At 66.3% G+C, this 25245-nt stretch carries 36 protein-coding genes; 35 read left to right on the top strand and 1 reads right to left on the bottom strand.

Annotated features, from left to right (window positions below):
- Nucleotides 1–273 precede the first annotated feature (273 nt).
- The 22 genes from CEW88_RS04800 (at nucleotide 274) to CEW88_RS04905 (ending at nucleotide 15083) form a co-directional block, all read left to right on the top strand.
- Nucleotides 274–1167, top strand: coding sequence for a ParB/RepB/Spo0J family partition protein (locus CEW88_RS04800; RefSeq protein ID WP_108964927.1), 894 nt, complete (start codon nucleotides 274–276; stop codon nucleotides 1165–1167).
- Nucleotides 1160–3274, top strand: a complete 2115-nt coding sequence (locus tag CEW88_RS04805; RefSeq protein WP_108964928.1) for a transposase domain-containing protein — start codon at nucleotides 1160–1162, stop codon at nucleotides 3272–3274. Before CEW88_RS04800 ends, CEW88_RS04805 begins: the two co-directional genes overlap by 8 nt.
- 19 nt (nucleotides 3275–3293) lie before the next feature.
- Nucleotides 3294–4070 carry an AAA family ATPase gene (locus tag CEW88_RS04810; protein WP_108964929.1) on the top strand — a complete coding sequence of 259 codons (777 nt, stop codon included), beginning with the start codon at nucleotides 3294–3296 and terminating at the stop codon, nucleotides 4068–4070.
- Nucleotides 4067–4636, top strand: coding sequence for a hypothetical protein (locus tag CEW88_RS04815; protein ID WP_108964930.1), 570 nt, complete (start codon nucleotides 4067–4069; stop codon nucleotides 4634–4636). The genes CEW88_RS04810 and CEW88_RS04815 overlap by 4 nt, the downstream gene beginning before the upstream one ends.
- Entirely contained in the window at nucleotides 4633–5025 is a 393-nt protein-coding gene (locus CEW88_RS04820; RefSeq protein ID WP_108964931.1) for a hypothetical protein, read from the top strand. Before CEW88_RS04815 ends, CEW88_RS04820 begins: the two co-directional genes overlap by 4 nt.
- The gene (locus tag CEW88_RS04825; protein ID WP_108964932.1) at nucleotides 5022–5642 is read left to right on the top strand and encodes a DUF3164 family protein; all 621 of its coding nucleotides are present in this window, start codon (nucleotides 5022–5024) and stop codon (nucleotides 5640–5642) included. Before CEW88_RS04820 ends, CEW88_RS04825 begins: the two co-directional genes overlap by 4 nt.
- Nucleotides 5643–5653: 11 nt before the next feature.
- Complete coding sequence (locus CEW88_RS04830) at nucleotides 5654–5836, top strand: hypothetical protein (protein WP_108964933.1); 183 nt, start codon at nucleotides 5654–5656, stop codon at nucleotides 5834–5836.
- Nucleotides 5836–6291 (top strand): gp16 family protein, encoded by a 456-nt coding sequence (locus CEW88_RS04835; protein WP_108964934.1) that lies wholly within the window; start codon nucleotides 5836–5838, stop codon nucleotides 6289–6291. Before CEW88_RS04830 ends, CEW88_RS04835 begins: the two co-directional genes overlap by 1 nt.
- 32 nt (nucleotides 6292–6323) lie before the next feature.
- Nucleotides 6324–6557, top strand: a complete 234-nt coding sequence (locus CEW88_RS04840) for a hypothetical protein (RefSeq protein ID WP_159099556.1) — start codon at nucleotides 6324–6326, stop codon at nucleotides 6555–6557.
- The gene (locus CEW88_RS04845) at nucleotides 6550–6909 is read left to right on the top strand and encodes a helix-turn-helix domain-containing protein (protein ID WP_108964936.1); all 360 of its coding nucleotides are present in this window, start codon (nucleotides 6550–6552) and stop codon (nucleotides 6907–6909) included. Before CEW88_RS04840 ends, CEW88_RS04845 begins: the two co-directional genes overlap by 8 nt.
- A 116-nt stretch (nucleotides 6910–7025) precedes the next feature.
- Nucleotides 7026–7937 (top strand): glycoside hydrolase family protein, encoded by a 912-nt coding sequence (locus CEW88_RS04850; RefSeq protein ID WP_108964937.1) that lies wholly within the window; start codon nucleotides 7026–7028, stop codon nucleotides 7935–7937.
- Nucleotide 7938: 1 nt separating this feature from the next.
- On the top strand, nucleotides 7939–8466 hold the full coding sequence (locus tag CEW88_RS04855) for a hypothetical protein (RefSeq protein ID WP_108964938.1): 528 nt from the start codon (nucleotides 7939–7941) through the stop codon (nucleotides 8464–8466).
- On the top strand, nucleotides 8463–8783 hold the full coding sequence (locus CEW88_RS04860; RefSeq protein ID WP_254694438.1) for a hypothetical protein: 321 nt from the start codon (nucleotides 8463–8465) through the stop codon (nucleotides 8781–8783). The genes CEW88_RS04855 and CEW88_RS04860 overlap by 4 nt, the downstream gene beginning before the upstream one ends.
- Complete coding sequence (locus CEW88_RS04865) at nucleotides 8777–9124, top strand: DUF2730 family protein (protein WP_254694439.1); 348 nt, start codon at nucleotides 8777–8779, stop codon at nucleotides 9122–9124. The genes CEW88_RS04860 and CEW88_RS04865 overlap by 7 nt, the downstream gene beginning before the upstream one ends.
- Nucleotides 9121–9417 (top strand): VpaChn25_0724 family phage protein, encoded by a 297-nt coding sequence (locus CEW88_RS04870; RefSeq protein WP_108964939.1) that lies wholly within the window; start codon nucleotides 9121–9123, stop codon nucleotides 9415–9417. Before CEW88_RS04865 ends, CEW88_RS04870 begins: the two co-directional genes overlap by 4 nt.
- A gap of 3 nt (nucleotides 9418–9420) precedes the next feature.
- Nucleotides 9421–9975, top strand: a complete 555-nt coding sequence (locus CEW88_RS04875) for a phage protein Gp27 family protein (protein WP_108964940.1) — start codon at nucleotides 9421–9423, stop codon at nucleotides 9973–9975.
- Nucleotides 9972–10271, top strand: a complete 300-nt coding sequence (locus tag CEW88_RS04880; RefSeq protein WP_108964941.1) for a DUF6527 family protein — start codon at nucleotides 9972–9974, stop codon at nucleotides 10269–10271. The genes CEW88_RS04875 and CEW88_RS04880 overlap by 4 nt, the downstream gene beginning before the upstream one ends.
- Nucleotides 10271–10450, top strand: a complete 180-nt coding sequence (locus CEW88_RS04885) for a hypothetical protein (RefSeq protein WP_108964942.1) — start codon at nucleotides 10271–10273, stop codon at nucleotides 10448–10450. Before CEW88_RS04880 ends, CEW88_RS04885 begins: the two co-directional genes overlap by 1 nt.
- Entirely contained in the window at nucleotides 10450–12099 is a 1650-nt protein-coding gene (locus tag CEW88_RS04890; RefSeq protein WP_108964943.1) for a terminase large subunit domain-containing protein, read from the top strand. Before CEW88_RS04885 ends, CEW88_RS04890 begins: the two co-directional genes overlap by 1 nt.
- Before the next feature lies 1 nt (nucleotide 12100).
- On the top strand, nucleotides 12101–13747 hold the full coding sequence (locus tag CEW88_RS04895) for a DUF935 domain-containing protein (protein ID WP_108964944.1): 1647 nt from the start codon (nucleotides 12101–12103) through the stop codon (nucleotides 13745–13747).
- Nucleotides 13740–14561 carry a phage head morphogenesis protein gene (locus CEW88_RS04900; RefSeq protein WP_108964945.1) on the top strand — a complete coding sequence of 274 codons (822 nt, stop codon included), beginning with the start codon at nucleotides 13740–13742 and terminating at the stop codon, nucleotides 14559–14561. Before CEW88_RS04895 ends, CEW88_RS04900 begins: the two co-directional genes overlap by 8 nt.
- Before the next feature lie 9 nt (nucleotides 14562–14570).
- Nucleotides 14571–15083, top strand: coding sequence for a phage virion morphogenesis protein (locus CEW88_RS04905; protein WP_108964946.1), 513 nt, complete (start codon nucleotides 14571–14573; stop codon nucleotides 15081–15083).
- Nucleotides 15084–15105: 22 nt separating this feature from the next.
- Here the strand turns inward: CEW88_RS04905 and CEW88_RS24435 are convergent, their stop codons facing one another.
- Nucleotides 15106–15474, bottom strand: a complete 369-nt coding sequence (locus tag CEW88_RS24435) for a hypothetical protein (RefSeq protein ID WP_159099557.1) — start codon at nucleotides 15472–15474, stop codon at nucleotides 15106–15108.
- Nucleotides 15475–16095: 621 nt separating this feature from the next.
- Here CEW88_RS24435 and CEW88_RS04915 point away from each other — a divergent pair.
- The 13 genes from CEW88_RS04915 to CEW88_RS04970 all read left to right on the top strand — a co-directional run bounded on the left by CEW88_RS04915 (nucleotide 16096) and on the right by CEW88_RS04970 (nucleotide 25237).
- Nucleotides 16096–17127 (top strand): phage protease, encoded by a 1032-nt coding sequence (locus tag CEW88_RS04915; RefSeq protein ID WP_159099558.1) that lies wholly within the window; start codon nucleotides 16096–16098, stop codon nucleotides 17125–17127.
- Nucleotides 17124–17558, top strand: coding sequence for a hypothetical protein (locus CEW88_RS04920; RefSeq protein ID WP_108964949.1), 435 nt, complete (start codon nucleotides 17124–17126; stop codon nucleotides 17556–17558). The genes CEW88_RS04915 and CEW88_RS04920 overlap by 4 nt, the downstream gene beginning before the upstream one ends.
- Nucleotides 17559–17579: 21 nt before the next feature.
- Nucleotides 17580–18473 (top strand): Mu-like prophage major head subunit gpT family protein, encoded by an 894-nt coding sequence (locus CEW88_RS04925; protein ID WP_108964950.1) that lies wholly within the window; start codon nucleotides 17580–17582, stop codon nucleotides 18471–18473.
- Between the two features lie 15 nt (nucleotides 18474–18488).
- Nucleotides 18489–19001, top strand: a complete 513-nt coding sequence (locus tag CEW88_RS04930; RefSeq protein ID WP_108964951.1) for a hypothetical protein — start codon at nucleotides 18489–18491, stop codon at nucleotides 18999–19001.
- A gap of 80 nt (nucleotides 19002–19081) precedes the next feature.
- Complete coding sequence (locus CEW88_RS04935; protein WP_108964952.1) at nucleotides 19082–19510, top strand: gp436 family protein; 429 nt, start codon at nucleotides 19082–19084, stop codon at nucleotides 19508–19510.
- Nucleotides 19510–19941: a phage tail terminator protein gene (locus CEW88_RS04940; RefSeq protein WP_108964953.1), complete on the top strand. Its 432-nt coding sequence runs from the start codon at nucleotides 19510–19512 to the stop codon at nucleotides 19939–19941. The genes CEW88_RS04935 and CEW88_RS04940 overlap by 1 nt, the downstream gene beginning before the upstream one ends.
- Complete coding sequence (locus CEW88_RS24715) at nucleotides 19938–20078, top strand: hypothetical protein (protein ID WP_193989055.1); 141 nt, start codon at nucleotides 19938–19940, stop codon at nucleotides 20076–20078. The genes CEW88_RS04940 and CEW88_RS24715 overlap by 4 nt, the downstream gene beginning before the upstream one ends.
- A complete protein-coding gene (locus CEW88_RS04945; RefSeq protein WP_108964954.1) occupies nucleotides 20079–21017 on the top strand; it encodes a phage tail tube protein in 939 nt (312 codons plus the stop codon).
- 19 nt (nucleotides 21018–21036) lie between these two features.
- On the top strand, nucleotides 21037–21345 hold the full coding sequence (locus CEW88_RS04950) for a hypothetical protein (RefSeq protein ID WP_108964955.1): 309 nt from the start codon (nucleotides 21037–21039) through the stop codon (nucleotides 21343–21345).
- 56 nt (nucleotides 21346–21401) lie between these two features.
- Nucleotides 21402–21698 (top strand): DUF1799 domain-containing protein, encoded by a 297-nt coding sequence (locus tag CEW88_RS04955; protein ID WP_254694440.1) that lies wholly within the window; start codon nucleotides 21402–21404, stop codon nucleotides 21696–21698.
- A gap of 1 nt (nucleotide 21699) precedes the next feature.
- The gene (locus CEW88_RS04960; protein WP_159099559.1) at nucleotides 21700–24297 is read left to right on the top strand and encodes a phage tail length tape measure family protein; all 2598 of its coding nucleotides are present in this window, start codon (nucleotides 21700–21702) and stop codon (nucleotides 24295–24297) included.
- Nucleotides 24294–24716, top strand: coding sequence for a hypothetical protein (locus tag CEW88_RS04965; RefSeq protein WP_108964958.1), 423 nt, complete (start codon nucleotides 24294–24296; stop codon nucleotides 24714–24716). Before CEW88_RS04960 ends, CEW88_RS04965 begins: the two co-directional genes overlap by 4 nt.
- A complete protein-coding gene (locus CEW88_RS04970) occupies nucleotides 24713–25237 on the top strand; it encodes a hypothetical protein (RefSeq protein ID WP_108964959.1) in 525 nt (174 codons plus the stop codon). Before CEW88_RS04965 ends, CEW88_RS04970 begins: the two co-directional genes overlap by 4 nt.
- The last annotated feature ends 8 nt before the right edge of the window (nucleotides 25238–25245 follow it).

Genomic DNA, 25245 nt, shown 5'->3' on the forward strand with positions numbered 1-25245 from the left:
GTCCACCGATGTTCAGTTGAGGCCAGAGGTCAGGTCAGACGGTGGACGCCTGATGCTGGTGGTTCATTCCGAATGCGTGGAAGACGCGACTTGTGAACGTTCGAGAGGGTTCCGCCCAAATTTATGGCGTCTAACTCAGTGGAGTTGTCGGAGTTCGTCAAAGCTTCGTAAAGCAGAGGCGCGGTTTTCGGATAGCATTTGGGGAGACGCGGTCTCCGGAGCTTGTCTCCTGATTATTGCAACCTCGCTCCTGTTCATTCTGTGGGGGCTGCAATGAACGCTGGGGAAACAGCAGAAGTTCAGAAAACCATCACCGAATTGCGGGTGAGCGACATTGTCATCGGTGACCGCCTTCGTCCTGTATCCGACGCTGGCGTAGTCGCAATCATCGCTTCGATAGAAGAGCTGGGGGTCATGAAGGACCCAATCCACGTTCGCAAAGTGAAACACCGTGGCGGCGAATATGTGCTCCTCGCGGGCGCCCACCGGCTTGCCAGCGCGCAGCGTCTCGGCTGGGAGACCATCAAGGTCACCTGCTGGACCTGCAATGATGATTTCGCGCGGCTGATGGAGATCGACGACAACCTCGCGGGTGCGGAGCTGACGGCATTGGATACTGCGGTGTTCCTGGCCGAACGCAAGCGCCTCTATGAGAAACTGCACCCTGAAGCGAAGCGCGGTGCAGCTGGTGCAAATGCCCGCTGGGATGCAACGGAACAAAGTTCCGTTGCATTTTCGACGGCGACCGCAGAGAAATTCGGCCTGTCCGCTCGACAGGTGCGCAAGATTGTCGCCGCAGGTGACTGCCTCGCGCCTGATGAGGTCCGCAAACTTCGCAGCGCCCCGCGTGCGGTCAGCCTCAAGGATCTGCAGGAAATCGGCAAGATCGGTCAGCCCGCCGAGCGGTATCATGTGGTTGAAACCCTCGCCGCCGGCGGCGCGAAGAACGCTGCGAAGGCCCGCAAGCTCTGGAAGGCAGAGCAGGGCCTTGCGCCGGAGCCGCCGCGGCCTGCCGAGCAGGAATACATGCGCCTCCTCGACAGCTGGGACCGCAGCCGGAAATCCTCCCGCAAGCTCTTCCTAGGAGAACGCCTCGACGAGGTTCGAGCACTGCTCGCGGAAATCGGTGACGGCGATGATCTGGAAGGGGTGGAGAGCGATGACTGACACTCCCACGCAGGAATGGTGGAGTGCTGCGGAACTCGCGGAGGCGGGGCTGCCGGGCCTTCCCACCACCAAGCGCAAGATCAACGAGCTTGCCGCTCGTGAAGGGTGGAAGAACCGCGCAGGCAAAGTGCGCCGGCGCCGTGCTGCCGGAGGCGGTATGGAGTACCATTGGTCGCTGCTGCCCCTGCGTGCTCGGCTGCAGCTGACCGCGCCGCGCGAGGCAGTACCGGAGCCGTTCCTTTCTCGGACCGCCGCCTGGGCAGAGTTCGAGGCGGCGACGGGTGCGGCCCAGGCGAAGGCGCGCAAGCGGCTGGAGGTCCTGCAGGAAGTTGAAGCGCTGGAGGGGGCGGGTCTCACCCGCAGCCTGGCGGTCAAGTCCGCCGCCAAGAATACGGGCAGCGCGGTCAAGTCAATCTGGAACTGGTTCGAGAAGATCAACGGCATCGCCGAGGAAGATCGCCTAGCCTATCTCGTTGACCGCCGCGGGGTAAAGAAGCCCAAGTCCGCCGTCACTGCGTCGCCGGAGTTCTGCGAGATCGTCAAGAGCGCCTTCCTGCGCCAGGGCGGGCCGGAGTTCACTGCCTGCTACGATTGGGCTGTGGACATCGCCGAAGCTGAAGGCCTACCGATCCTGCCGATCCACACCGTGCGGCGCTGGTATCAGAGCACGGTCTCCAAGCCGACCGAGATTTACCACCGCAAGGGGGCCGAGGCGCTGCGCCGATCCTTCCCGCATCAGACCCGCGACAAGGCGGCGATGGTGCCGCTGGAGTGCATCCAGGGCGACTACCACAAGTTCGACGTCTTCGTGCGCTGGCCGGGCGAGAAGGACCCCGTGCGTCCGCAGGGCGTGTTCTTCTCGGACGTCCACTCGGGCAAGATGCTCGCCTGGCGTCTGGACCTCACCGCCAACAGCCACACGGTGCAGCTGGCGATCGGCGACGTGATCGAACGCTTCGGCGTGCCGCAGGCGGCGCTCCTCGATAACGGTCGCGAGTTCGCGGCCAAGGTGATCACCGGCGGCGCGGAAACGCGCTTCCGCTTCAAGATCACCGACGAGGACATCCCGGGGCTTCTGCCCATGATGGGCGTCAAGGTCCATTGGGCCACGCCTTACTCGGGCCAGTCCAAGCCTATCGAGCGGGCCTTCCGCGACTTCTGCTCGCGCATCGCCAAGCACCCGGCTTTCGAGGGCGCCTATACCGGCAACAAGCCCGACGCGAAGCCGGAGAACTATGGCAACCGCGCCATCCCGCTCGAAGCGTTCCGGGAGGTGATGGAGCGCGAGGTCGAGAAGCACAACGCTCGCACCGGGCGCCGCAGTGAAGTGGCCTTTGGCAGGTCGTTCAACGACGTGTTCAACGAGGGATATAAGACAGCACCAATTCGCCGTGCCACCGACGAACAGCGACGCCTCTGGCTGCTGCGCGCGGAAGGCCTTCGCGCCGCCACCAAAAATGGCGAGCTCAAACTGCATGGCTCGCGCTACTGGGGCGAGTGGATGTACCGCATCGCCGGCCAGAAGGTGGTCGCGCGCTTCGATGGCGACAAGCTCCATGCCGGGCTGCACGTCTATGACCTCAGCGGCTCCTACCTCGGCCACGCGCCCTGCCTCGAGAAGGGCGACTTCCTCGACGTGCAGGCGGCGCGCGACGTGGCGCGCAAGCGCAACCAGTTCGTGCGCACTGCCCGCGAGGCTGCGAAGGCCGAGAAGGAGTTCAGCGCCGCCGAGATCGCAGCGCGCCTCAAGGCCGCTGGCAAGATCGTCGGGGACGAGCTGCCCGAGGCAGAGGTGGTGAAGCTGGTGGCGCCGCATCCGAAGGCCCCTTCAGGCCTGCGCCGCCGCCAGCCGAGCGCCGAGCAGCGCGAGGCCGACGAGCGCCTCGAGGCGCAGGTCACCCGTCTTTCCAGCCGTCGCGCCGCACAGGCCGCGCCCGACGACGATCCCGAAACCAGATTTGCCCGGGCTCTCGAGCTCGAAGCAATGCTTGCCAACGAGCAAGCTCTCACGCCGGCGCAGTCCGATTGGCTCGCCGAATACCAGCAATCAGCAGAATACCGGGGCTTCGTACGCGTGCATCGACGCCTCGGGAAAAACGACAAGTAAGGGTAAAGAGGAGTAGAGCATGACGCCGTCCATCGCACCTCTGCGCAACGTCGCAGCATTGGTCAGCCTGGTCGAAAGGGTACAGACCAGGACCTTTGGCCTTCCGGGCATGGCAACCTTTTATGGTCCGAGCGGGTGGGGCAAAACCACCGCCGTGACCTTCGCGTCCAATGAGTTCCAGGCACACTGTGTCCAGGTCAAAGACTGCTGGACACCGACCTATCTCGCGCAGGCCATCCTGCGGGAAATCGGACTGCCGAACGTCCGTGGCGGGGTTGCCGCCATGGTCGACGCCATCGGCGCGCAGCTTGCGCGCACTGAGCGGCCGCTGATCATCGACGACGCACAGTACCTGCTGCGCAAGCGCATGATCGAGCTGACCCGCGACATCTACGAGAGCAGCCAGGCCACGGTGATCCTCGTGGGTGAAGAGAAGCTGCCGCAGGAACTGACCCGGTGGGAGAACATCCACAACCGCCAGCTCGCCTGGGAAGCAGCGCTGCCGTGCAACCTCTCGGACGCTGAGAAGCTCTGCGAGATTTACTGCCGCGGCGTCGAGGTCGAGACCGAGCTGCTCTCGGCAATCGTCGAGGCTTCGAACGGATCGATCCGCCGGGTGGCAACCAACCTCGCGCGCGTGCAGGAGCTGGCACGCACCCGCGGCACCACCGTGGCCACGCGCGCCTTCTGGGGGGATCGTGCCTTCCAGACCGGCCAGCCGCCCGAGGTCCGGCGTGTCGATGACTTCCGTCCCAGCACGGTCAGCGCTCTGCGCGGGAAGGCAAAATCCGCATGACTACCGACTTCACTACCGACTTCCGCTCCGACATGGAGAAGCACGCCTGGGGCATGGTTGAAAGCCTGCCCGAGTTCCACTGGACTGACCTGACCGCCAAGGGCATCGCCCAGCACACGGCGCAGGCCTTCGTGCGCCGCTGGCAGCAGACTGGCCGCATCCGCCTCAGCCGCCGCGACGAGCAGCAGCGCAAGCTCTTCGTCAGCGCCGCCCGCGCCATTCCGGTTCTGCCGCCCCGCGCGGCGACGGATCGGCAGGCGACGCCAGAGGGCAACATGTGGCGCACCATGCGCCGCCTGGTGACCTTCACCCCGACCGATCTCGCCGCGCACTCCAATGCCGGCGGCGTCGAGGTGACGCTCGACAAGGCGCGGGCCTACTGCCGCCAGATGCTGAGCGCCGACTACCTGAAGGTGCGCGAGACCGCGATCCCCGGTCGCCGCGAGCCGCGGTACCGGCTCATCCGGGATACCGGTCCGCTTGCCCCGCGCACACGCCAGCTCACCGGCATCTTCGATCCCAACGACAACCGGTTCATGCCGGCAGACCGGGAGGTGGCGCGATGAGTGTCCTGGCAACGGCCCGCGAAGCATGGGGGGAAAGCTGCCCCGACTGGATCGAAGCGCTGGCGGTCGAATGCGATCGCACGAGCCAGAACCAGACGGCGAAACGGCTTGAGCGCAGCACCGCGATGATCTCGAAGGTTCTGCGCAACAAGTACCCGGCCGACATGCAGGCGATCGAGGATGTGGTGCGCGGTGCGCTCATGTCCGAGACCATTGCATGCCCGGCCCTGGGCGACATCGGCAAGCAGACCTGCCGGAAGTGGCGCAAGAAGTCGCGCGACTTCGAGAACGTCAACAGCCTCTACGTGCAGATGTTCCGCGCCTGCAATCGCTGCCCCCGCAACGACACCGAGAAGATGGCCAAAGGCCACGAAGGAGACCTGACATGACCGCACAGCCGACAATTCCCGAAGGCTATATGAAGAACGGTCGAGGGGAGCTGATCCCCGAGGCCAAGGTGAAGCCCGAAGACAAGCTCGAGGATGATCTGGTCCGCCGCATGGCCGCGCTGGCGCGTTCGACGAGCGGGGAGCTGGCCAAGCTGAAGGCGCTCGCGATGGGCGAGGCCGAGGCGTTCCAGGCTGAGGTCGCGTCGCTCTATGGCGCTATCAAGGGCGGCGCAAAGGGCAACATGACCCTGCGCAGCTTTGATGGCTCGCTCGAGCTGCAGGTCGCGGTCTCCGAGCACATCACCTTCGGCCCGCAGCTGAAGGCGGCGAAGGAGCTGATCGACAACTGCATCGAGCGGTGGGCCCAGCACAGCGATGACAACCTGCGCGTCATCGTGCTCGACGCCTTCCAGGTCAACAAGGCGGGGCGGATCGACACGCAGCGCGTGCTCGGCCTGCGCCGCCTGTCGATCGAGGATGCCGAGTGGAAGCGCGCCATGGACGCGATCTCGGACGCCGTGCGCGTGTCGGGCTCCAAGACCTACGTGCGCTTCTACGAGATCGACCCTGAGACCGGGGACCGCTCGCCGATCTCGCTCGATCTGGCCAGCGTCTGAGGGAGCGCGGGATGGTGCTCTGGGTTCTTGGTGCGCTTCTTTTGGGCGCGACGGTGTGGGCGGCGATGTACGCCGGCTACACCCTTTCGGGGTGGGAGCAGGGCGCGGTCAGCAAGCGCCAGGCGCGCTTTGCGGTCGTCGGCGCCGCGCTTCTCACCATGGCCATGCTGGCGCTGATCATGGGGGGCATGTGATGACGCGATCCCTGCAACGCATGATCCACGTTGGCTGCCGTGAGCTCGGCCTCGACAGCGAGGCGCGGCGCGGCCTGCAGCTGGCGGTGACCGGCAAGGCCAGCCTGTCGCAGATGAATGAAGCCGAGTTGAAGCTGGTGGTGAACCGCTTGAAACAGGATGGCTTCAAGCCCGAGCAGCGCAAGGCCGGCAAGCGCAAGCCGGCCCCGCGCGCTGACCTGCGGCTGATCCATGTGATCTGGCGCAAGCTCGGCGAGGCGGGCGAGCTCGAGCGTCCCGATCGGGCCGGGCTCAACGCCTTCATCCGCGTCCGCTTCGAGAAAAGCTGGGGCATGGTGCCGGCGGATGTCGACATGCTGCGCGAGTGGCAGCAGATCGACGATGTGCTGCAGGCGCTGATGTCGTGGGGCAAGCGCGCCTCGATCGACTTCGATTGGTCGGGGCTGCGCAAATGAAAAAGCCGCGGCACCCTGTCTCGGATCACGCCGTGCTGCGCTACCTCGAGCGCGTGGAAGGCATGGACGTCGAGGGCGTGCGTCGCGACATTGGTCGGCGCGTCGATGCCGCTCTCGCGGGCGCCGAACGGGCGAGCGGCGTGACATTGGGCGGCTTCAGCTACCGCATCGGTGAAAGCGGCATCGTGTCGACGGTCCGCCGTGCGTCCCGCCCCGAACGCGGCCGGCCCAAGCGCCGCGGCCCGCGGGTTCGTGACGATGATTGAGCTGCCCCGCGCCCCGGCTCATGTCGAGCCCTATATCGAGGCCCTGGGCTTCGATCTCGCCGTCGAGTTCCTTTTGGAGTTCGGCGGCACGGCCGTTTATCTGCCCGACCGCGCCGGTGGGCGCGGCGAGGTCGAGCGCTTCCTCGGCGCCGAGAAACTCAAGGCGCTGAAGGGGCAGGAGCACCGGATGAGCGCCCGGGTGCCGCGCCCTAAGCGGTGGCTTGCCATGGTGCTGCGCGCCCAGGGCTTGTCAGAAGCGCGAACCGCGCGCAAAGTGGGCGTGACCGACAAGACCATCCGCCAATGGATGCGCGGTCCCGGCGGAAACGCCTCCCAACTCTCCCTTTTCTGACCCGCCTACAAGACTACCCCGCACCACGCGTGCGAATGTCTTGGGGCACCCTTCAAGAGCCATTCTGACACGGAAGTCGGCGGTCACGTCCGCCATGAACTCCGTCCGAGGTCAGAATGCAGACATCACAAAAAGGCATCGCGTTTCTGGAGCGGCATGAAGGTGTCGTCCTGAAAGCCTACCGTGACCCCGTCGGGGTCTGGACCATCGGCGCCGGGCTCACCGCCGCGTCGGGCGTGGTCAAGCCCAAGGCGGGCATGAAGATCACCGAGGCCGAGGCTTCGAAGCTGCTGGCCGAGGCGCTCTCGCGCAACTACGAGCCCGCCGTGCGCCTCGCCATGCCCTGTGCAGAGCAGCACGAGTTCGACGGCGGCATCAGCTTTCACTGGAACACCGGCGCGATCTCGCGCGCGAGCTGGGTCAAGTCCTGGCTGATGAAGAGCTGGGCGCTGGTCGAAAGCGGCCTCGCTCTCTGGAACAAGGGCGGCGGTAAGGTGCTGCCTGGGCTCGAACGCCGCCGTCACGAAGAGTACCTGGTGATCCGCAGCGGGCTCTACGCAGGTGCGGTGAACCCCGGCGCGTCTGCCATCAATGCCAGCGTCGTGCTGCCGCTGACTCGCATCGAGCTTGCGGACATCCATGCGGCTTTCCGCACCCTTGGTTACGAGCCCGGCAGCGAGCCTTCTGCCATCCGCGCCGCCGCAGTCGTGAAGTTCCAGCGCGATCACGACCTGACCGTCGATGCGGTCATAGGCAAGGCCACTCTCAGCACACTGCAGCGCCGCCTCGATGCGATCGAGAAGGCCAAGGCCGACGTCGCTGCGGCGGCGGTGGGCGGCGGCGGCTCCGTCGCTGCGCCCCAGGCCCCCGGCCTCGACGCGCTGCCGATCGCGGAGTGGCTGCCCTGGGCGGCCGGCGCGCTGATCCTCGCCTGGGCGCTATGGCGCGCCTGGCAGTACCGCGACGTCCTGGCCGCGAAGCTCCAGCGCATCTTCCCCGGCATTTCCCGCATCCTTCGGAGGTTCTGACATGTCCGCGTCCGCTCTCATCTCGCTTGCCGGCTCGATCGGCGCGCCGCTTATCGAGCAGGTCCTCGCCAAGCGCATCGGCGCTGGTAACGCCGACCTGGTCGCCAACGTGCTGGCGGAGATCGCCGGCCAGCTCGGGGTTGCGCCCGAGGAGATCGAGGGGCTGGCACAGTCTGATCCGGGGCGTGTCGAGACGGCGATAATCGAGGCTGAAGCCACGCTCGGTGAGCGGGTCGCGCTCTACACGCAGGGGCTCGAATACCAGCTCGCAGCGCTGAAGGCGGAGGCGGGCGATCCGGTCTGGATGCGCGCCTGGCGCCCGGCGGGCATGTATGTGCTCGGCTTCCTCTGGGTCTGGGCAATAGTCTTGCTGCACGTCGCCAACGCCATCTTCAAGATCGCGTTGCCGCAGCCCGACCTCTGGGTGCTGTTCCAGCTCACCGCCCTCTACATGACGCTCTACATGGGCGGCCACACCTTCAAGGATTTCGTCTCCACCCGCTGGGGCGGGAAAGGGGGTGCGGCATGATGCGCGCCCTCGGCCGAGCGGCCCTGGTCTTTACCCTTGCGCTGATCGCGGTGGCGCTGAGCCTCACCGCCGCCCTGGCGCAGGAGTTCGAAGCCTGCGCGCCGCGCGGTACGATGGTCGAGATGCTGAGCGAGGTCTTCGGTGAGGAACCTCGCGCGATCGGGCTCACCGGAGACGAGCGGATGATGGAGCTCTTCGTCTCGGAAGCCGGGACCTGGACCATCCTGCTTACCACCGCAACCGGCATCTCCTGCCCGATCTCGGAGGGCAGCTCGTTTGAAAGGCGGACGCCGCCCGGGAGCGGCCCGACGTGGTGATTGATCTCGACCTCTTCATGAAGCTCGCCTCCTTCGGCCTGTCGATCGGCGCGATGGTCTACGCCTTCTTTGCCAATCGGCAGAAGGGGAACGACGAGCGGTTCGAGGTGGGCTCGAAACGCATGGATCGGCACGAGCTCCGCATCCAGGCGCTGGAGCAGTCGATCCGCATCCTGCCCACCCGCGACGACATCCACGAGCTGCAGCTCATGCTCGCGCGGCTCAACGGGAACATGGAGCGCATGGATGCCCACATGGGCGGCCAGCAAGAAATCATCAAGCGGCTCGAACTCGTCGTTGCCCGCCAAGAAGACCACCTTCTGAAAGGACAAAAGGGATGAGCTACGCTGACGAACTGCGCGAGCATGCCCGCATCGCCATTCTGCGTCTGCTCGAAGACGCGCCGCGCTACACCTCCAACGTGTCGATGATGACCGACCTGCTGCGCCGGCTTGGCATCGGCTACACCCGCGACCAGGTCGCCGGCGAAATCCGCTGGCTCGAGGAGCAGGGGCTGCTGACCAGCGAGGACCTCTCGGGCTTCATCATCGCCACGGCCACCGTGCGCGGTATCGAGGTGGCGCAGGGAATCGTGACCTACCCCGGCGTCCAGCGCCCCCGGCCGGGGGCGTGAGCCATGCCGGTCCCCGCCAAACTGGACCTCATGCCCGAGGAGCTGCGCACCTGGTTGCGTGAGGCGCTGGAAGCCCGCGGCTTCGGCGACATTGTCTCGGTCACCGAGGAGTTAAACTTCCGGCTGCAGGAGCAGGGGCTCGAGCTCAGCGTCGGCAAGACGGCCGTCGGCAAGTTTTCCAAGGCCCTGAAGGACCAGCGCGAGGCCTTCTCGCTCGCCGAGACGCTGCTTTCCGACATGGACATCGAGGCCGAGGGCGAGATGCACAAGGTCCTCATGCAGATGATCGCCACCTCCGCCGTCCACATGATGCAGGCCGTGCGCGAAGACGACGGACACCTCGAGCCCAAGGACCTGATGAACCTCGGCCGCATGCTCAAGGACCTCATGTCGAGCTCGGGCATGCGCGAGAAGCTTCTCGCCGACGAGCGCGCCCGCGTCTCGCGCCTGGCGAAAGAAGAGGCTGCCGAGAGCATCGAACAGAACGCTCGGCAACTCGGGCTCACCGCCGCGACGGTCGCGGGCATCAAGTCGCAAATCCTCGGAGTGCAAGCATGATCCGCGCCATCCATTTTGCCGACATCGGCGAGTTCCGCAAAGGTCGCGTGTCTGGCAGCGTGCTTTTCACCAACCACGTGGATCACCCGAACGAGCAGGGCACGCTTCTCTTCTTCTGCCCCTGCGGCTGTGGCGCGCAGAACCGGATCACCGTCGGCGAGGGTTTCAAGCCGAACATCCACGCGCCGTCCTGGCACTGGGATGGAAACCGCGTTGATCCGACCTTGAAGCCCTCTGTCAACGTGGAGGGCCACTGGCATGGCTGGCTGCGCGGCGGCTACTGGGAGGTCTGCTGATGCGGCGCATGTTCCAGAGTCTCGCGGCCTTCCTGATCTCCGATCACGCGCCGATCCGCCCGAGCTTTGCGCCGCGGCGCGCGGAGCCTCGGGTCACTGATCCCGCCAAGCGCAAGGCGCGCCAGGCGCAGAAGCGGGCGCGGAAAATCACGCGCTATTCACGCAAGCGGGGCAAGTGATGGCGGAAGCTCTCACCGACGCCGAATGGGACGAGCTGCGGGCCGAGAGCCGGCAGACGCTGCCCGAGGCACTCGACGCATCGCGCGGACTTCCGGCCGTGCTCCTGCGCTACCAGGCGAAGCTACTCGCCACCACGGCGGTCACCCAGCTGGTGGTCTGCGAGAAGTCGCGCCGGATCGGGATGACCTGGGCGGTGGCGGCCGACGCCACGCTCACCGCCGGCTCGCAGCGCGCGGCCGGGGGCATGGATGTGCTCTACATCGGCTACAACCTCGATATGGCGCGCGAGTTCATCGACACCTGCGCCATGTGGGCGCGGGCCTTCATTCCCGCGGCCTCGGGCGTCGAGGAGTTCCTCTTCAAGGACCAGGGCGAGGGCGGCGAGGACAAAGACATCAACGCCTTCCGGATCAAGTTCGCCTCCGGCTACGAGATCGTCGCGCTGACCTCCAAGCCGCGCTCGTTGCGCGGTCGCCAGGGCTTTGTCATCTTCGACGAGGCCGCGTTCCACGACGAGCTCGCCGAGCTGCTGAAGGCCGCCATGGCGCTGCTGATGTGGGGCGGCAAGGTGCTGGTCATCTCGACCCACGATGGCGCGGACAACCCCTTCAACCTGCTCGTGCGCGACATCCGCTCGGGCGAGCGCGCGGGCGAGGTGGTCACGGTCACCTTTGAAGACGCCATTGAAGACGGGCTTTACGAGCGCATCGCCCTGACCACCGGTAAGTCGGACACCGCCGAGGCGAAGCAGGCGTGGATCGACAGCATCATGGCCTTCTACGGCCAGGACGCCGACGAGGAGCTGCACTGCATCCCCAAGGCGGGCTCTGGCGTCTGGCTCTCGGCCCCGCTGATCGAGGCGCGCATGACGGCCGAGGCCCCGGTGCTGACGCTCGAGCTGCCCGGCGACTACCTTCAGCGCACCGATGCCGACCGGGCGGAGCTGATGCGGCCCTTCATGGCTGAGCTCGAGGCGGCACTCTCGCTCCTGGACCTCGAGCCGCACTATGCGGCGGGCTTCGACTTCGCACGCGTGGCCGACCTCTCGGTGCTCTCGCTGCTCTCGATCGAGAAGAACCTGCATCGCCGCGAGGCGCTCTCCATCGAGCTGCGCAACGTGCCCGGCCAAGAGCAGATCGCCATCGTCGGCGACGTGCTCTCCTCCGTCCGGCCGCGGCTCCTGGGTGCGGCCTTCGACGCTACCGGCATGGGCTGGATCGTGGCCGAAGAGATGGGCCGGCGCTTCGGCCTCCGCGAGAACGAAGACAGCGGCGGGCTGATCTGGGCCATCAAGTTCTCCGAGGATTGGTATCGCCAGCACATGCCGCCGCTGAAGAAGGCCTTCGAAGACGGCACGCTCTGGCTCGGCCCAAGCGACGATCACGTCACCGACCTGCGCATCGTCCGCGAACTCCGCGGTGTGCCGCGCGTGCCGCCAGTGCGCACTGGCGAGAAGGGCCTGAAGCGCCACGGCGACTATGCCATCGGCCTTGCCCTGGCGCACTTCGCCAGCCGCATGCGCTGGGTTCAATACGACTACCGCGCGGTCAGCGCCCCGACCTCGGCCGGCGATGTGCCGGATGAAGCGTACGCGCCGCGCCCCTGGTACCGCCAGCCGCTCGGCGCTGGCCTGAGAGGAGGCATTTGAGATGGTGAACCGACCCCAGCTCGTCGACCAGTGGGGGCGCCCGGTGAAGCGTGCCGAGCTCCGTAAGGAGGTCTCAGCGCCGACACTCAGCGGCGTGCGCTCGCCCATCTCGGGCTATCCCGGTAACGGGCTCACGCCCGACCGTTTGGCGGTGATCCTGCGCGAGGCCGATGCGGGCGATCCGATCCGTTACCTCGAGCTCGCCGAGACGATCGAGGAGCGCGATCCGCACTACGCCGGCGTGATCGCGACCCGGAAGCGCTCGGTCAGCCAGGTGGAGATGACAGTCGAGGATGGCGGCGAGACCTCGCATGATCTCGAGATGGCGCAGATGGTGCGCGACTGGCTCGATCGGGACGAGCTCGCCGACGAAACCTTCCATATCCTCGACGCGATCGGGAAGGGCTACAGCTTCACCGAGATCATCTGGGATACGTCCATGGGGCAGTGGATGCCCGAGCGGCTCGAGTACCGCGACCCGCGCTGGTTCCGCTTCGCGAGGCACGATCTTTCCACTCCGATGATGATCGGGGAGACCGGCCAGGAAGAGGAGATGGAGGCCTTCAAGTTCATCCATGCTCGGATCGCGGCCAAGAGCGGCCTGGCGCTGCGCAGCGGTCTTGCGCGGCTCGCGACCTGGAACTGGATGTTCAAGGCCTACACCCAGCGCGACTGGGCGATCTTCACCCAGACCTATGGCCAGCCGATCCGCATCGGCAAGTACGGCCCGGGCGCCGATCAGAAGGATCAGGACACGCTTTTCCGGGCCGTGGCGAACATCGGCGGCGATTGTGCAGCGATCATCCCCGACAGCATGATGATCGAGTTCGTCGAGGCGAAAAGCATCGGCTCGTCGACCGACCACTACGAGCGGCGCGCGGACTGGCTCGACAAGCAGATCTCGAAAGCCGTGCTCGGCCAGACCGCCACCACCGACGCCGAGACCGGCGGGCTGGGATCGGGCAAGGAGCACCGCGAGGTCCAGAAGGACATCGAGACGGCGGACTGCAGGGCGCTGGCCGCAATCCTCAATCGCGATCTGATCCGGCCCTGGATCGATCTGGAGTACGGTCCGCAGAAGCGCTATCCTCGTCTTCGGATCGCCCGGCCTGAGCCGGAAGACCTGAAGGCCTTCTCGGACGCCATCGCGCCGATGATCGATCGGGGGCTTCGCGTGTCTGCCTCGGATGTCCTCGACAAGTTCGGGATGCGCGAGGCACCCGCGAGCGCCAAAATCCTCACTCCGATGGCGGCAACCGCCGCGCAGCCGCACCCTGAGACCGGCGGATCGGGCGCAGTGCCCCCGGAGAGCGCCGTTCAATACCCATTCAATACCCGACTCGGTCAGCCGGGACCACGCGCCCCCCTCCAGACCCAAACGCGCTCTACGGGCCTCTCAGAGCCTCTGGGGGTTTCGGTGGATCGGCTGCAGCAGGAGGCCGCGCCGGACATCGAGCGCATGCTCGAGCAGATCGAGGTGATGCTCGAGGCCGCAACCTCGCTCGATGAGGCCAAGGCCATGCTGCTCGAAGCCTATCCCGATCTCGAAAGCGATGGGCTTGCCGATCTCTTCGCCGAGGCCTTCCTCGCGGCGGAAGCCGGCGGGCGGGCTCTGATCGAGGCCGAGGCGGAGGAAGCTGATGGCTGAGCTCTCGGGCGTCTTCCGCCGGCCGTTCGCGCAGCAGGTCGCGGCCTTCCGGCTGCGGCTGCGCAACCTGGTATCGACGTCGCGCTGGGATGATCTGCGCAAGGGCCAGCACGATCGTGGCTTCATGGTGGCGGGCGCGCTCAAGGCCGACCTGCTGGCAGACCTCGCCACGGCGGTGGACAAGGCGATCTCAGAGGGCACCACGCTTGACGAGTTCCGCCGCGACTTCCGCGCCATCGTCGAGAAGCGCGGCTGGCACGGTTGGACCGGCGAAGGCACCGAAGTGGGCGAGGCGTGGCGCACGCGAGTGATCTACCGCACCAACATGCGCACCAGCTACATGGCGGGGCGCTATGCCCAGCTCACCGAGGGCAACTTCGCCCTCTGGGTCTACTTTCATGGCGGCTCAACCGAGCCGCGGCTCAATCACCTGGCATGGAACGGCATCGCACTCCCGCCGGATCATCCATTCTGGGGCGAGCGCTTCCCGCCGAATGGCTGGGGCTGCAGCTGCTACGTCTCGGGCGCCAGGACCGCCGCCGGCGTGCGGCGTCTGGGCGGCGATCCCGACAAGGCGCTGCCCGATGACTGGAAGTCGATCGATCCGAAGACCGGCGAGCCGCAGGGCGTCGGCAAGGGCTGGGGCTACGCACCAGGGGCGAACACGGTCGAGGAGATCATCAGGCTCGCGGGCGAAAAGGCTGTGGCGCTGCCTCCCGAGCTCGCGCGGCCCTTCCTGCAGGAGCTGCTGGAGCGGTTCGAGGACACTGAGCTGGCACGCGCCTTGCGCGAGCTTCTCGATCGGCTCGGGTAGGGAGGCGCAATGATCCGCGTCGATCTCACCACAAACGAAATCTCGGCCGCTCTGAAGCGCGTCTCGGACGCTCTCTCGGACCTGTCTCCGCTGATGCAGGATATCGGCGAGTACATGGTGAAGAGCACGAAGGATAACTTCGCCGATGCCGAGAGCCCGGACGGCAAGAAGTGGGCACCGCGCAAGCAATCGACGATGGACGCCTATGCCAGACGCAAGGACACGCCGGGTCCGACGCCGCTCATTGGCCCGACCAAATCCCTCTCCGGAACGATCAGCTACGAGGCCAGCGGCGACAGCGTCGAATGGGGCTCGAAGATGATCTACGCGGCGGTCCAGCAGTTCGGCGCCGAGGCGGGCGAGTTCGGGGCGCGTATGGGCGTGAACAAGAAGGGCCAGCGGTTCTTCATGCCGATCCCCTGGGGAAACATCCCGGCGCGTCCCTTCCTAGGAATAGGACGCGAACAGGAGCTAGAAGTCATGGAGTTGGTCGCTGAGCACCTTGCCAATGCGGCCCGCTGAAAAGGTCCTCGAAGATAGAGGGTTATTTGAATGACGGGGCGATGTATTCTGAGATCATCTGCTGTACAGTGTCTTGGTCGGCTTCGATGAATGCGCTGCGGATTATTTCCTGGACCTCTTCTGAATACGCTTCAGACAGGCTTGCTGGACGGGGGAAACCTTGGTCTTTGACTTCTAAGATCTCAAATATCGCTTCGTCAGTAAGTTCTAGTGAAGCGCTCAGCGTTTCTAGCGGCACTGTTGTGGTCGTGACCGCGGCGCAGATATCAAAACATGGGGGATCGGGTTCGAAAGGATATGGCGTACAAGGGCACTGCGGACCATCTTGAGCAAGAGAGCTCAGCGGGGCTAGCGAAACGGCAACCCCCAATATTGCTTGAGCGATTTTCAAAGGCCTTACTCCTCTGCGACTTCTCTAAAATACATCCACCAAAAGACGTAGAGCGCAAGCCAAACGGCCATGATCCCGACAGACCACTTAAGCCACAGAATCTGGCTTCCGAAATTCTCGTTGATGCTGCGATGAACGTGCGTCGCCGTGTCGCTGCCCACGTAGATCAGTGAAATGGCGTGCCTGGCCACAAGGTCACCATAGTAGATCGAGATCCCTAACAGAAACCAAGCTGGAACAAAGAGCATATATATACTTCGGCCTGCGGCTGACTTCGGAGAAACATGCGATGTGCCAATGACTGTTGCAAGTGAGCCCCCCAGCAATGCGAGAGCCCAAGTCGTGTGTTGGGCCGTGCTGTTCAAGATTGGCTCAAGTTGATCGACACTAATGTTCATTGGGAATCTCTGAATCACGAAATGAATTTCCAACTACGCGCGCTCATCTTGGCACGTTTCTCACAAAGTTCAACGGGGCGCTCATAAGGGCTGAGAATCGTCTTCACTTCGAGCATTGACGGCACTGCCGGGGCGGCGCAGGCTGCCCGCATAGAACCTCGGGTCTTACCCCGCACCACGCGTGCGAATGTATCGGATCGGCGTGCTTCGGCAATCTCGCCTCATGACCGATACCGTCCTCATTCCTCTCTCCGCGCTCGAACTTCCCGGGGCATCCGCCGCCGGGCCTGTCCCCGAGTGGATCCACCTGGTCCCGAAGGGCCGGTTCAAGGCGCGTGATGGCCGCGGCCCCTGGAGCTACCAGGACGCCGCCGCCACGATCGAGGAGAGCTTCCGCCGCAGGGCCAAGCTCCACGTCGATCTCAACCACTCCACCGAGACCGCCGCCAAGCTTGGGCTCGAGGCCCCGGCCGTCGGCTACATCACCGAGATGGAAGAGCGCGAGAACGGCATCTGGGGACGCGTCGACTGGACGTCGCGCGGCACCGAGCTGCTCAGCGATCGCGCCTATTGGGGCGTCTCTCCGGTCATCGAGTTCGACGAGCGCACGAGGGAGGTGCGGGCCATCGCGCGCGCCGCACTGACCAACGACCCCTCGGTCGCAAATCTCACACCGCTCAGCACGAAGGAGACGGACATGTTCCTGAGCAAGGTGGCCAAGTCGCTTGGCCTCTCCGAGGATGCCTCGGAGGAAGACGTTCTCGCCGCCCTGGAAAAGGCGAAGGACCCGACCGAAGTGCCGAACGAGGCACTCTCGACCATCGGCTCCGCCCTGGGCATCGAAGGCGAGGCGAGCCTGACCGCCATCCTCGCCACCGCCAGCGGCCTGCGGTCCGCCAGCACGGACCAGGGCCAGGCGCTCGCCGCGCTGCAGACCGAGGTCACCGAGCTGCGCGAGGGCAACAAGAAGCGCGATGCCGAGGCCTTCGTTGACCAGGCGATCCGCGACAAGCGCGTCGGCGTGAAGGCGTCCCGCGAGAACTACGTCGCGCTGCACATGGAGAACCCCCAGCGTGCCCGCGACCTGATCGCCGCCCTGCCGACGCTTGGCGCCAGCCCGACCTCGATCGAGCCGCCGAAGCCCGCCGACGGTCAGGCCGCGCTCAGCACCGAGCAGCGCCAGATCGCCGACCTGATCGGCGTCGATCCGGCGGCTATGCAAAAGACCCTTCGTGAAGAGGAGAGCCAGCAATGACCGCGCTGACCCAGGGCCGTCTGACGCCCCGCCGCGATGGCGACTACCGCGCCGGCGCGGTTGCGGCATCCACCACCATCTACCCCGGCGCCATGGTGATGCGCGACGCATCGGGCAACCTGGTCGAAGGCCAGACCGCCACCGGGCTCACCGGCGTCGGCGTGGCCGAGGCACTGGCGGACAACGCCGCGGGCTCGGCAGGCGATCTGACCGTGCGCTACCGCCCGGGCGTCTTCCACATGGCGAACTCGGCGAGCACCGACGAGATCGCTGCCGCCGACATCGGGGCCGTCTGCTACGCGGTGGACGATCAGACCGTGGCGAAGACCGACGGCACCTCGACCCGTTCCCCGGCCGGCATCGTCGATGACGTGGACGCCGGCGGCGTCTGGGTCCGCTTCGACGAAGCGCTCACCGGCGCCTTCGCCTGATCCTGACAGGAGACCACTTCCATGTTCATCACCTCTACCGCAGTTGCGGCGCTCCGGGCCGGGTTCAAAACCGAGTTCCAGCGCGCCCTGGGCGAAGCCCCCACGATGCGCGATCGCGTCGCGATGACGATCCGCTCGAACACCGGCGAGAACACCTACGGCTGGCTCAAGCAGATGAGCGGCATGACCGAGTGGATCGGCCCGCGTCAGATCGATGGCATGTCCGAGGCTGGCTACACGATCCGCAACAAGCACTTCCAGAAATCCGTGGAAGTGAACCGCAACGACATCGAAGACGACAACCTCGGCGTCTACACGCCCATGTTCACCATGATGGGCGAGGCGGCGGGCAGCTATCCCGAGCAGCTGGTGTGGAACCTGCTGAAGGCGGGCTTCGAGACCGAGTGCTGGGACGGCCAGAACTTCTTCGACACCGATCACCCGATCACCGGCGAGGATGGCGAGGAGACGGTCTTCTCGAACTCCGGCGGCGGCTCGGGCACGCCCTGGTTCCTGCTCTGCACCAACCGCGCGCTCAAGCCGGTCATCCTGCAGGAGCGCAAGCCGATCACCTTCACCTCGAAGGATCGCGACACCGACGACAACGTGTTCACCAACAACACCTTCGTCTACGGCGCGGACTGGCGTGGCAACGTGGGCTTTGGCGTGCCGCAGATGGCCTATGGCTCGAAGCAGACGCTCGACGCCACCAGCTACGGCGCGGCCTATGCGGCGGTCGAGGGCATGAAGGGGGATGGCGGGCGTCCGCTCGGCCTCAAGCCCAACCTGCTCGTCGTGCCGCCGAGCCTGCGCTCCGCCGCTCAGAAGCTGCTCAACTCCGAGTATGCCGCCGGCGGTGAGAGCAACGAGTGGAAAGGCACCGCCGAGCTGCTCGTCGTGCCCTGGCTCGCCTGATCCGAGGGCTGAGCCATGAGCGAGAAAACCCCTGAACGCATCGCCCTGGAGGAGACGGCCAAAGAGCTTGGCCTCTCCATCCCGGGCAACATCGGCGACGCGAAGCTCGCCGATCGCGTGGCCAAGGCGGAAGCCAAGGCCAAGAAGACGCCACCCCCGGCCGCTGTCACTCCGGCGGCATCGGGAGCGGCCCCGGCGGGGGAGAGGGACGGCCTCCCCGCCGGCACCGATCCTGCGGGCGCAGAAGCGCAATCCGATGCAGGCGAGGCGCAGCCCATGGTCCCTGACGCCCAGGCCGCAGCCACTGGCGAGCAAGCCGGTGACGACGAGCAGGCGCAGGAGCTGACCGAGCGCACCGAAGGGCGCGAGCTCGAGGTGATCGGCCCGCGCAAGGGCCGGTGGCGAGGCGGCCGTAAGTTCGGCCAGGTCCCGACCCGCATTCCGCTCGAGGAGCTGACCGATGCTGAGATCGAAGCCCTGATGGGCGATCCGGCCCTCGTCGTGCTCCTCCCCGACGTGGACGAATAATCACTGCTCTCCTGCCTCGGAGACACCTTCCCGGCGGCGCGATCCGTCACGTCGCCGGGCCTTTCTTCAGGAGCTGACCCTTGGCCTACACCACGCAAGCCGATCTGACCGAGCGCTACGGCGAGGCGATGCTGATCGACCTCACCGACCGGGGCGAGACCGCCACCGGCACCGTGGACGCTGATGTCGTGAACCGGGCCATCTCCGATGCCGATGCGCTGATCGATGGCTACCTCGCAGGGCGCTACATCCTGCCGCTCTCGGTAACCCCGGCGATCATCGGCACGATCTCCCGCCAGATCACCATCTGGAACCTCTGCATCTACAAGCCGGACGACAAGATCGCAGCCGACTACAAGGAAGCGATCCGCCAGCTGCAGCAGATCGCCGCCGGCACGCTCAAGCTCGATGCCGCAGGCGTCACCCCGGCCACCACCGGCAGCGCCGGCGCGCGGGTGACGGACCGTGAGCGCCCGATGACCGAGACGAGCCTCAAGGGGTTCATCTGATGATCGACGCGCTCACCGATCGGCTGACTGCCCGGGTGCCGGACCTTGCCGGCCGCATCGACGGCGCGGCCGAGTTCGCGGACCTGATGCAGACCAAGCGCCTCCCGGCCAGCGGCGTGCGCGCCTACGTCCTGCCGCTTGGCCTTGCCGGCCTCGCTGCCGACGCGGCCACCGGTGTCTTCCGCCAGAGCGTGCGCCGGGCGATCGCCGTGGTGCTGCTCACCCGGTCGGTGGATGCCGCCGGAGAACGCGCGCTCTCGCGCCTTGCGCCCCTGGTCGACGAGATCGTCGGTGCGGTGGCGGGCTGGGCGCCCGGCGACGAGACGGGCGTCTTCGAGCTGAGCCGCGCCAACATCATTCCGACCGACAGTGGCCTCTTGGGCTACCAGGTCGAGTTCACCATCGAAGACCAGCTGAGGATCACGCCATGACCGCGCCGAAACTCCCCAGCTCGGGTGGCAGCTACACCCGGGATGAGAAGGGCGAGCTGACGCTTGCCCAGGACCCGAAACCCACCACGGCCGCCAAAGCGGCAAAGGCGAAACCCGCCGCGAAAAGGGAGGCTTAAATGGCCCTGTACTTCCGCAAGAAGGTGCTGCTCGCCGCCATCGAGGCGAGCTATGGCTTGGACGAGGTTCCGACCGGCGCGGCCAACGCGATGCTGGCCTCGGAGATCTCGATCAACCCGATGGAGGGCTCGGACCTCGAGCGCGGCCACGACACGCCGTTCCTCGGCGCATCCGGCACCATCCCGACAGACCTGCACGCCACCATGACGTTCCGCGTCGAGTTGGCGGGCTCTGGCACCGCCGGCACCGCGCCGGCCTGGGGGCCGCTCCTCCGCGCCTGCGGCGTGGCCGAGACGCTGAACGCCAGCACCAGCGTGATCTACAACCCGATCTCGGGCGGCTTCGAGAGCGCCACGATCTACCTCAACATCGACGGCACCCTCTACGCCCTGGTCGGCGCGCGCGGCGATTGCAACATCACCGTCAATGCCTCGGCGATCCCGCAGCTGGAGTTCACCTTTACCGGCCTCTGGGTGAAGCCGGTCGCGGCCGCGCTGCCCAGTGCCGACTACTCGGCCTTCCTCAAGCCGCTCGCGGGCTCGAAGGCCAATACCCCGACCTTCACCATCGGCGGCACCAACCACGTGATGCGCAACTTCCGCCTCGGCCTCGGCAACGATGTCCAGGGCCGCTTCCTGATCGGCCCGGATGCCGAGCAGATCGTCATCGTGGACCGCAGTGACATGGTCGAGACGCAGATCGAGGCGGTCGCCCTGGCAACGCTCGATCCCTTCGCCCTGGCGCGCGACCAGGAGACCGTCGCCATCGCGCTGGCCCACGGCAAGACCGCCGGCAACATCGCAACCATCGACGTGCCCCAGGCACAGATGCAGCGCCCCTCGGGTCTGACCGAAGGTCAGGGCATCAAGGAATGGTCGCTCAACCTCGTGCCGCTGCCAGACGCCGGCAACGACCAGTGGACCCTCACCCTGACCTGACCCTGAAAGGAGCCGTCCCATGGCTTTCAAGATCGCAACCGAGCGCCGCTTCTCTGCACCTGTCCAGGTCCGCAGCGACGACTTTACCGCCCACTACCGGGTGCTGCCCGATGAAACCATCGCTGGCTTCGACTTCAACACGGCCGAGGGGCAGCGGGACTTCCTGCGCGCCTCTATCGCGGACCTCGAGGACGTGCTCGGTGAGGGCGATGCGCCGCTTGCCTACAGCGCCCAACTGCTCGAGCAGTTGCTCGGCTTCTCGGACGTCCGGCTCGCGCTGATGCGGTCCTACAACCGCGGCTACTTCGAGGCCAAAGCGGGAAACTGAAGTGGGCCGGGCGCGCCTGGGCGCTCGGCACGCTGGATGACGATGGCCGGGTCACGGTGGAGCTCAATAGCGACGCCGCCTTCTTCGGGATCGACCCGGCCGTTCTCCAGGCGGAGCCCGCACCCTCCGAGGCGGTCTGGGAAGAGCACACCGCCGTTGTGCAGGCGTTCCTCGCAATCCAGACGCAATGGAAGGTGCTGCCCCGCTTCGGCGATCGGCCCGTGTGGATCGGGCTCGATCACGGAGCGGCGGAGGCGGGCCTGAGGCTCGCCGGGATCGAGATGACCTCCGAGCAGTGGATGGAACTGCGGGTCATCGAGGCAGGCGCGAAAGCGGTATTGAACGGGGATTAAAGTGGCGCTCAGGTTCTTCGCACTCCTGCAGGCGGACGGCAAACAGGCCAAGGCCGAGGTCGATGGCCTGCGCGCTCAGACCGACAAGCTGACTGTCGCCCTGGACGAAGTGAGCGCCGAGGGCGCCGAGGCCAAGCGCGCCATCGATGACCTTGGCAGCAGCACGCGCACGACCACCACCAGCGTCACCGATCTTGGGTCCGAGACGAACAAGCTCGACACCGCGCTCGACAAGGTGACGGTCGATGGCAAGGCCACAGGCGATGCCATCCAGAAGATCGGCACCGAGACCCGGCAAACCACCTCGCTCTTTGCCCGGCTGCGCAGCTCTGCCTCCGCGACCTGGGCGCGCATCCGCGGCGGGGCGCAGGGGGCGGGCGACAGCACCAAGATCGCCGCCGGCAGCGTTGCCAACCTCACCGCGCAGTTCAACGACATCGGCGTCATGATGGCGGCGGGGCAGAACCCGCTGCAACTGGCGCTCCAGCAGGGCACCCAGATCAGCCAGGTCATCGGTCCGATGGGCGCGGGGGCGGCGGTGCGCGCGCTGGGCACGGCCTTCATGGGGTTGATCAATCCCGTGACGCTGATCACGGTTGGCACAATCGCCGCGGCGAGCGCCATGTCGAACTGGCTGACCAGTTCAAAGGACGAAGCCGAGTCGATGGAGGACGTGCTCGACCGGCTTGGCACCTCGATCGAGGACTTCGCCGATCTGTCGACGATGAGCCTCGACGACATGCGTAAGGCCTTCGGCAGCGCTGGGCAGGGTGCGCGGGAGCTGCACCGGGAATTGAAGTCCCTGGCTCTTGATAAGATGCTGCTCGACGCGTCAAAGGCGGGCGACAGTCTGGCCGATAGCCTCGACAGCGGAGTGCTGCGCCGGGCCTTTGCAGACAGCAACCGCAAACTGGCGCGCACCGGACGCGACCCGCTCCTCGACCAGATCAAGGCACAGATCGGTACTCTTGGCAGTGCCGATGGTATCGATCAGCAAATCGCCGCGGTGAAGACCCTGCAGGACACGCTGAAGGAAGCGGCCGGCGGGTTCGATAGCATGTCGATCGAGCAAAGGGCGCTCTACGACAGCCTGGCGAATATCCTGCCGACGCTGATGCGTATCAAGGCCCTCAGCTCAGCCATCCCGCAGGACGTCCGCGACCAGGCGGATGCGGCGGCGAAGGCCTATCTGCAGCGTCAGAAGGACACCGCCGAGGCGCAGTCGCAGCTCGACATCATGCGCGACCAGAACGCCGTTCAGCAGGCCTCGCTGCGCTATGGCGCGGACAGCGTCCAGGCCGAAAATGCCAAGGCGGATGCGGCGCGGCGGACGCTGGAAGAGCAGATTGCCGGTTGGAACGTCTCTGAGGACACGAAGAACGAACTGCGCGATGCGCTCGAGCACCAGCTCGACATGGAAGCCGCTGTTCGCAACACCGACCTGCTCGGCCTGTCGGATCAGGCACGACTGCTCGCCACCAACATGGGTATCGCTGCCGACGAGGCCGAGCGCTACAACGCCGCGCTGAACCAGAGCGCCGGCATGTCCGACGTGACGCCCGACGACGGCGGTCTCGGCTTCGGCGGTATCGGCTCGATCGAGGACCAGCAGAACTGGACCGGCTTCAACAACCTCGGGTACGGCAACCTCGACGGGCGCCCGCCGCGCAGCCGCACCGGCCTGCCGAAAGTGGACAAGAAGACCAAGACCCGGAAGGGCGGCAAGTCGGACCGAGATGCCGTCGCCGAGCTGATCGCCCGCGAGCAGGAAGAGCTCGACATCCTGCGCGAGATCGATCCCGTGCAGAAGGAGCTGATCCGCAACCGCGAAGTGCTGAAGGACGCCACCGAGGCCGAGCGCACGGCACTGGCCGAAGTCATCGGAACACGGATCGAGGAACAGGCGGCGCTCGACGACACCCAGGCGAAATACGATTCCTTCCGCAGCACCGGGGCGGATTTCTTCGCGGACATGGCGAAGGGCGGGGACGCGGCCACCGCCGCCGTCGCGCGCCTCGGCGACGCGCTGTATGACGCCGCGATGCAAGCGTTGCTCCTCGGGGAGGGGCCCTTCGCCTCGCTCCTCGGGGGCGGCGACAGCGGCGGTCTCATGGGCCAGCTCGCGAGCGCGATCGGGCTCGGCAAGGGCGCAGATGCGGGGGCAGCAGCTGCAGCCATCCCGGCGAACGCCGATGGCGGCATGCAGTATGGCCCTGGCGCCAGCCGCGCCGACAAGGGGCTCACCTGGATCAGCTCGGGCGAATTCATCGTCAACGCCCGGTCAACCTCCCGCCACCGGGCGCTGCTCGAGGCGATCAACTCCGGCAGCATGGGCAGCATTCCGGCCATGGCCAATGGCGGCATGTTCGGCGCCAGAGGTCGCACGGGCGCTGCTGGCCTCGCCGCGCCGGTGATCCAGACCCCGCCGGGCAAGCCGATGACCGCCAAGGTCGAAGAGGAGACCTTGCCCTCCGGCCAGCGCCGCGCCCGCTACGTGCTCTCCGATGCCGTCGCCGATGGCCTCACCGCGCCGGGCGGCAAGGGGCGCCGCACCATGCGCAACGCCTTTGGTCTGACCCCGAGGAGGCCGCGCCGATGAGTGTGCTTACTTGGCCCTCCAGCCTGCCGCGCCCGCTCCGGAGCGGTTACCAGGCGCAGAACGCCGATCCGCGCCTGCGCAAGCAGGCCGACGCCGGCCCGCCGGGCTTCCGTCGCCGCTATTCGAGCGTTGCGCGCGGGCTCTCGCTCTCGGTGGTGCTCTCGCGCTCCGAGAAGGCGCAGTTCGATCGCTTCTACGAGCAGGACGCCCGCCACGGCTCGCTGCCTTTCTGGATGCCGGACCCGGTCACCGACGGCTGGCCGATGCTCACCGAGAGCGGCGCCTACGTGCTGACCGAGAGCGGCCAGCCCATCTTGCTGTCGAAGCAGCTGCTCTGTCTCTTCGGGGATGAGCCGCCGGTCGAGACCATCCAGGGCATGAGCTTCACCATCGGGTTCTCGGTCTGGGTGATGCCATGAGACGCGTCTCCCTCAACGCCCGCACCGCCTTCGACGCGGCCACCACCTCCGAGGTCGAGGTGGTGCTCTTCCAGTTCGAGCACAGCGCGCTGCCCGCGCCGATCCGCATCTCGACGGACCCCACGGTGCGGCTCTCGGCCGACCCGCTCATGTACGGCACGCGCTCGACTTGGCTGGGGTCCAATCCCACCACCGAGCCCTTCCTCTTCGTGCTCGCCTCGGCCGAGCTGCCGGGCGACCAGGAGGACGCGCCGCCGGCGGCGCAGCTCGTCCTGGAGAACGTCGACAACCGCATCGCCGACCAGCTGCGCTCAGTGGTCCGCCGCGCGACCGTCCACATGGCGGTCGTCCTCGCCTCGAGCCCGAATGACGTCGAGGTCGAGTACCGCAACCTCAAGCTCATCTCGAGCGAGGGCGATGCCGGTGAGATCACCCTGCAGGTTTCCCGCCAACCCATCGAAGAGGAGGTGGTCCCCATGGACCGTTTCACCCGCGACCGTTTCCCGGGACTGCACCGATGAACTGGACC

It is taken from the genome of Alloyangia pacifica (assembly GCF_003111685.1).
GTDB classification, from domain to species: domain Bacteria; phylum Pseudomonadota; class Alphaproteobacteria; order Rhodobacterales; family Rhodobacteraceae; genus Salipiger; species Salipiger pacificus_A.